This is a genomic window from Streptomyces sp. WELS2 (assembly GCF_013870595.1).
Lineage (GTDB): Bacteria > Actinomycetota > Actinomycetes > Streptomycetales > Streptomycetaceae > Streptomyces.
Map to the genome: position 1 here is coordinate 1 of NZ_JACBWZ010000304.1, position 6903 is coordinate 6903.

At 70.8% G+C, this 6903-nt stretch carries 6 protein-coding genes; 2 read left to right on the plus strand and 4 right to left on the minus strand.

Features of this window, described 5'->3' with window-relative positions:
- Positions 1-58 precede the first annotated feature (58 nt).
- Positions 59-742 carry a response regulator transcription factor gene (locus H5J33_RS18520; protein WP_181796049.1) on the plus strand — a complete coding sequence of 228 codons (684 nt, stop codon included), beginning with the start codon at positions 59-61 and terminating at the stop codon, positions 740-742.
- A 92-nt stretch (positions 743-834) separates the two neighbouring features.
- Here the strand turns inward: H5J33_RS18520 and H5J33_RS18525 are convergent, their stop codons facing one another.
- From H5J33_RS18525 to H5J33_RS18540, 4 genes are read right to left on the minus strand one after another with little or no spacing between them, the layout of a single operon-like run.
- Positions 835-1866, minus strand: a complete 1032-nt coding sequence (locus H5J33_RS18525) for a LacI family DNA-binding transcriptional regulator (RefSeq protein WP_181796050.1) — start codon at positions 1864-1866, stop codon at positions 835-837.
- On the minus strand, positions 1863-2768 hold the full coding sequence (locus H5J33_RS18530) for a carbohydrate ABC transporter permease (protein WP_181796051.1): 906 nt from the start codon (positions 2766-2768) through the stop codon (positions 1863-1865). Before H5J33_RS18530 ends, H5J33_RS18525 begins: the two co-directional genes overlap by 4 nt.
- Entirely contained in the window at positions 2765-3691 is a 927-nt protein-coding gene (locus H5J33_RS18535; protein WP_181796052.1) for a carbohydrate ABC transporter permease, read from the minus strand. Before H5J33_RS18535 ends, H5J33_RS18530 begins: the two co-directional genes overlap by 4 nt.
- Positions 3688-5004, minus strand: coding sequence for an ABC transporter substrate-binding protein (locus H5J33_RS18540; protein WP_181796053.1), 1317 nt, complete (start codon positions 5002-5004; stop codon positions 3688-3690). The genes H5J33_RS18535 and H5J33_RS18540 overlap by 4 nt, the downstream gene beginning before the upstream one ends.
- Positions 5005-5240: 236 nt before the next feature.
- Here H5J33_RS18540 and H5J33_RS18545 point away from each other — a divergent pair.
- Positions 5241-6903 (plus strand): beta-galactosidase (locus H5J33_RS18545; protein ID WP_181796054.1); only part of this gene is annotated, 1663 nt, incomplete at its 3' end.

The following is a 6903-nucleotide window of genomic DNA, read 5'->3' on the forward strand; positions in this document are numbered from 1 at the left end:
CCCGGCGCAGACTCGGCGGCGGCTTCCGGGTGCGCGCCCGCATCCCCCTGGACCGGCCGTGACCCCGGACGCGCCCGAGCGGGCGCCCCGCGTCCTGATCACCGACGACCAGACACTGATCCGGACCGGCTTCCGGCTGATCCTCACCGCCCGGGGCATCGAGGTGGCGGGCGAGGCCGCCGACGGGGCCGAGGCGGTCGCCGCGGTCCGTGAACTCCGCCCGGACGTCGTCCTCATGGACATCCGCATGCCGGTCATGGACGGACTGGAGGCCACCCGGCGCATCCTGGCCGAGGCACCCGGCTGCCGGGTGCTCATGCTGACCACGTTCGACCTGGACCGGTACGTGTACACGGCCCTGTCCCTCGGGGCCAGCGGCTTCCTGCTCAAGGACGTCACCCCGGAGCACCTGGCGGCGGCCGTACGGCTCGTCGGCACCGGCGACGCCCTGCTGGCCCCGCAGATCACCCGGCGCCTGGTGGAGCGGTACGCGGCCGACGCCGACCGCACGGCCACCGCGGTCCCCGCCGGCCTGGCCGCGCTCACCCCGCGCGAGCGGGAGGTGCTCACCCTGATGGGCCGGGGCCTGTCCAACACGGAACTGGCCACCGAACTGACCCTCAGCGAGGCCACGGTCAAGTCCCACGTGGCCCGCATCTTCGCCAAACTCGGCCTGCGCGACCGCGCCCAGGCGGTCGTCGTCGCGTACGAGACGGGCCTGGTGAGACCGGGCCCACGGTGACGAAGGGGCGCGGAGACGCCACCGGCCACGGCGAAGCGGCAGCCACCCGGCGACCGGACCCGGCACTTCCCGGGCCGGCGCCGGCCCACCGCCTACGCGGACTCGCGCCGCACCAGCTCCGTGGGCAGGATCACCGCCGCCGGCTCCTCGCCGCCCAGCTGGGCGAGCAGCACCCGCACCATCTCGCTGCTGATCCGGTCCCACGGCTGCCGGATCGTGGTGAGCGCCGGAGTGGCGGCGGTCGCCGCCGGGGAGTCGTCGAAACCGCCTACGGCGATGTCCTCCGGCACCCGCTTCCCGGCCCGGTGCAGGGCCGCCAGCACGCCCTGCGCCATCAGATCGGAGGCGACGAACACGGCGTCCATGTCCGGCGCCCGGTCCAGCAGCCGCTCCGCGCCCGCCTCACCGCTCGCTCGGCTGTAGTCGCCGGAGACGACGAGCCGCTCGTCGGCCGGAAGGCCCGCCTCGGCGAGCACCTCCCGGTACCCGGCGAGCCGCTCCACACCGCCCGGGGTGTCCAGCGGACCGGTGACCACGCCGATCCGGCGCCGCCCCAGCGACAGCAGGTGCCGCACCATGTCCCGGGCGCCGTCCCGGTCGTCGGCGGCGACGTAACCCACCTTCGAACCGAGGCCGATCGGCTTGCCGCAGGCGACCAGCGGGACCCCCGCCGCGCGCAGTTCCTCGGCGACCGGGTCACCGGAGCGGCTGGACACCAGCAGCACCCCGTCGACGTGCCCGGCGGTGATGTACCGCGTGATCCGGCGCCGTTCGTCCCGCGTGCCCGCCAGCATCAGCAGCAACGGGATGTCGTGCGCGGCCAGCGCCTGGGTGCAACCGCGCAGCAGGACATTGAAGTTCGGGTCCTCGAAGAACCGCTCCTGCGGCTCGGTCAGCAGGAAGCCGACCGAGTCCGAACGCCCCGTGATCAGCGAACGGGCGTGCCGGTTCACGACGTACCCGGTCTTGCGGATGGCGGCGTTGACCGCCTCCTGGGCGGCGGGGCTCACGTAGTGCCCGCCGTTGAGCACCCGCGAGACGGTGCCGCGCGAGACGCCCGCCTCGCGCGCCACATCGTGGATCGTCGGTGCCCTGCGCCGGCCCCCCGTGTTGCTCATGGTCATGACTTTACGGCCCCGGACAGCAGATCCAGGCTCCAGAACCGCTGGATGACCAGGAACAGCGCGATCAGCGGGAGCACCGCGAGGAACGCGCCGGTGATCACCAGGGTGTACAGCGCGGGCGTGTTCGCCCCCTGCTCCAGCAGCGTGTAAAGCCCCAGCGTCAGCGGGAACTTCTCGTCGTCGCTGAGCATGATGTACGGCAGCAGGAAGTTGTTCCAGACCGCGACGAACTGGAACAGGAACACCGTCACCATGCCGGGGATCATCATCGGCAGCGCGATCCGGGTGAAGATCCGCCACTCGCTCGCCCCGTCCATCCGCCCGGCCTCCACCACGTCGGCCGGCACGGCGGCGGACGCGTAGATCCGGGCCAGGTAGACCCCGTACGGCGAGAGGATCTGCGGCAGCAGCACGGACAGGTAGGAGTCCGTGAGGTCGGCCTTCGCCAGCAGCAGGTACTGCGGGATCGCGAGGATCACCGGCGGCATCAGCACGCCCGCGAGCAGCACGTTGAACATCGTCTCGCGGCCCCGGAAGCGGTACGTGGCGAGGGCGTAGCCGCTGAACGCCGACACGGCGGTGGACAGCAGGGCGCCCAGACCGGCGTACAGCGCGGAGTTGCCCATCCACCTCCAGTAGACCCCGCCCCGGTAGGCGTCGAGATCCCTGATGTTGTCGGCGAAGCCGGTGCCGGGCAGGAAGGTGAACGTGGAGAACAGCTCGTGCCCGGACTTGGTGGACGCGATCACCACCCAGGCGACCGGCAGCAGGGTGTAGACCGCGCCGAGCAGCAGGGTGACCGTCGGCACCAGCGCGATCCGGCGCCGCAGCGGAGGCCGCCGCGCCGTACCGGGAGTGGAGCCGGCGGCCGGGGCCGCCTCGTGGACGGCGAGGACACTCATCGCGCTGCCTCCTGCTTGTCGCGGCGGTTCGATGCCCGCAGGAACCCGAACGACAGCAGCAGCGTGACCACGGCGATCAGGGTCGCCTCGGCCGCCGCCGAGTACATGTCGTTGCGGCCGAAGGCGTCCTGGTACACCTTCATCAGCGGACTCCAGGTCGTGTTGACCGAGTTGGTGAGCGGCTTCAGGGTGGTCGGCTCGTTGAACACCTGGAGCGTCGCGATGATCGAGAAGAAGAAGGTCAGCACCAGCGAGGGCGCGACCATCGGGATCTTGATCCGCAGCGCGATCTGCAGCGGGGTGGCGCCGTCCAGCCGCGCCGCCTCGTACACCTCGGCCGGGATCGACCTGAGCGAGGTGTAGATGACGATCATGTTGAAGCCGGTGCCGCCCCACACCGCGATGTTCGACAGGGCGAGGTAGAGCGGACCGCCGTCCAGCAGGTCCGGCTGCGGCAGGCCCAGCTTGTCGAGCACGAAGTAGAACGGGCTGACGTCCGGCAGGTACAGGAAGCCCCACAGCAGCGCGGCCACGACGCCGGGGATGGCGTACGGCAGGAAGATCGCGAGCCGGGTGAACGGGGCGAGCCGCACCTTCTCGGAGTCCAGCATCAGCGCGAACAGCAGGGCGAGGCCGAGCATCACCGGGACGACGACGCAGCCGTAGCCGAGCACGCGCAGCGCGCCGTGCAGCAGTTCGCTGTCCTGGAAGGCGGCGCGGTAGTTCTCGAAGCCGGCCCACACCTCCTGCCGGGCGCCCGAGCCCAGGCCGAGGCCGGAGACGTGCACCTTGCGGAAGCTGAGCCACACCGCGTAGCCGATCGGCAGCGCGAAGAAGAGGGCGAACAGGAGGGCGGCGGGGAGGAGGAAGGTGTAGGGGGCCGCCTTGACCCCGTACCCCTTCCGCTGGGCGGAGCTGCTCACCGCGAAACCCCGAAGCCCTGCTTCTTCATGTCGGCGACCGTGTCGTCCTGCATCTTCTTCAGGGCGGCGGCGAAGTCCGACTTGTTCTTGGCGGCGGCGCCGAAGGCGTCCTTGAAGGACGTGTAGGCGACGTTCACGTTCGGGCCCCAGGAGGCGGGCGCGGTGGTCCTCGCTATGCCGGCGGCCTTGGTGTAGAAGTCCGGCTGGTTGGAGAAGTACGCCGGCGGGTTGGAGAAGGCGCCGCTGAGCTGGGCGGAGGTGGACGCCGGGTAGATGCCGCCCTCCTTCGCCAGTGCGTTCAGCGCGTCGTGGTCGGTGTTCAGCCAGACCGCGAACTTGGCGGCGGCCTCCTTGTGCGCGGAGTCGGTGGTGACCGCGGTGGAGGAGCCGCCCCAGCTGCCGGTGACGTCCTGGTCCGCCGACCACTGGGGGAGCGGGGCCATGGCCCACTTGCCCTTGGTGTCCGGCGCCGCCGTGTTCAGCGTGCCGGGCGCCCACACCGCACTCACCCAGGCGATCTGCTTGCCCGTGTCCAGCGCCTTGTTCCAGGACGGCGTGTACATCGGCTGGTTGTCGATGACGCCCTCCTTGACCAGACCGCCCCAGAACTCGGCGACCTTGCGGGTGGCCGCGTCGTCGATGCCGACCTTCCACTTGTCGCCGGAGGTGGTCCACCACTTGGCGCCGGCCTGCTGGGCGAGGCCCGCGAAGAGACCGGAGTCGTTGGCGGAGAAGGTGGTCAGGTCCTTGTCGGGGGCCTTCTTCTTCAGCTCGCGGGCGGTCTCGGCGAACTGCTCCCAGGTGGTGGGGACCTTGAGGCCGTACTTCTTGAACAGGTCCTCGCGGTAGTAGAACATCATCGGGCCGATGTCCTGCGGCACCGCGTAGACGGCGTCCGTGCCGAGCGTGGTCTGCTGCCAGACGCCCTCGGCGAACTTGTCCTTGACGTCCTCGACGTCCCCGGACACATCGGCCAGGGCGTCGTTGCTGACCAGGGTCGGCAGCGCCTGGTACTCGGCCTGCACCAGGTCGGGGGCCTTCTTCGCCTTGTGCGCGGTGAGGATCTTGGTGACCAGCGTGTCGCCGGACGCCTGCTTCTTCACCGTGACGGTGATCTGCTCCTTCTTCCCCGGCCCCTTGTTCCACAGGTCGACGACCTTGTCCATGCCGGGTGTCCAGGTCCAGTACGTCAGCGACACGGGACCCGACTCGGCCTTGCTGTCGTCCCCGGAGCCACAGGCGGCGAGGGCGGTGGCGCCGAGCGACACGGCGACGGCGGTTGTCACGAGGCGACGGCGCTTCGTGTGCGGCATGGTTTCTCCCCTGACCCGGGTCCCCGCCCGCTGCGGGGACCTGTCACGCAGTTGTGCACGCTCACATGACCCGGGCGCCCGGCTGCCGAGAACCCCTGCCATGCTTCTGTGAGCGTTCACAGTAGAGAAACATCCCGGACACTTGTCAATGGTTGTTGCTGTGCGGTTATGTTGGGCCCGCGCCGCAGTGATTGTGTGTGCACGTTCCCATCTGATCGATTTTCCGGGAGACATCCATGCCGGACACCGCCCCCAGGGGTCTGACGAGGCTCGCCTTCGGCGGGGACTACAACCCCGAGCAGTGGCCGGAATCCGTCTGGCGGGAGGACGTCCGGCTGATGCGGGAGGCCGGCGTCACGATGGTGAGCGTCGGCATCTTCTCCTGGGCCCTGCTGGAACCGGCGCCGGGGGAGTACGACTTCGGCTGGCTCGACCGGATCCTCGGCCTGCTGCACGAGGCGGGCATCCGCGTCGACCTCGGCACGCCCACGGTGGTGCCGCCCGTCTGGTTCTACCGGGCCCACCCCGAGGCCCTGCCGGTCACCGCCGACGGCGTGCGCTACGAATTCGGCTCCCGCGGCGCGATCTGCCACGGCAACGCCGACTACCGCGCCGCCGCCGCGAACATCACCACCCGGCTCGCCGAGCGCTACGGCGACCATCCCGCGCTCGCGATGTGGCACGTCCACAACGAGTACGGCGTGCCCGTCTCCGCCTGCTACTGCGACTCCTGCGCGGCCCGCTTCCGCCGCTGGCTCGCGGACACCTACGGCGGCGTGGACGCGGTCAACGAGGCCTGGGGAACGGCCTTCTGGGGCCAGCGCTACACGGACCTCGCGCAGATCAACCCGCCCCGCACCACCCCGACCGTCGGCAACCCGGGCCAGGCCCTGGACTACAAGCGGTTCGCCGACGCCCTCATCCGGGAGAACTTCCGCGCCGAGCGCGACATCCTGCACCGCCTCTCACCCGGCGTCCCGGTCACCACCAACTTCATGACCGCCCTCAGCCAGTGCGACTCCATGGACTACTGGGCCTGGGGCCGCGAGGTCGACCTCGTCACCAACGACCACTACCTGATCACCGACGGCCGCCGCACCCACGTCAACCTCGCGATGGCCGCCGACCTCACCCGCTCGGTCGCCGGCGGCGCCCCCTGGCTGCTGCTGGAGCACTCTACTTCGGGCGTCAACTGGCAGCCCCGCAACCCCGCCAAGGCGCCCGGCCAGATGGCCCGCAACTCCCTCGCCCATGTCGCCCGCGGCTCCGAGGGCGCCATGTTCTTCCAGTGGCGCCAGTCCCGGCGCGGCGCCGAGAAGTTCCACTCCGCGATGGTCCCGCACGGCGGCACCGACACCCGGGTCTGGCGCGAGGTCGTCGAACTCGGCGCGTCCGTGGAGGCGTTGAGCGGGATCCGGGGCACCCGCACCGAGGCCGACGCGGCCATGCTGTGGGACTGGCAGTCCTGGTGGGCGCAGGGCCTCGACTGGCGGCCCAGCGAGGACCACGACCCGCGCGAGCGCGCCGACTCCTTCTACGAGGCCCTCTACGACCGCCACCTCACCGTCGACTTCGCCCACCCGGAAGCCGATCTGTCCGCCTACCCCCTGGTCGTGGTGCCGGCCCTGTACCTGATGACCGAGGCCGCCGGGCGCAACGTCCGGCGTTACGTCGAGAACGGCGGCACGCTCGTGGTGTCGTACTTCTCCGGGATCGTGGACGAGCACGACGCCGTGCACGAGGGCGCCTATCCGGGCGTGCTGCGCGATGTCCTCGGACTGACCGTGGAGGAGTTCTCGCCGCTGCTGAAGGACCAGCGGGTGCGGCTGACCGGCCCGGACGGGCCCGGTCCGACCGGTGACGTGTGGACGGAGTTCGTCGTCCCGCGCGGCGCCGAGA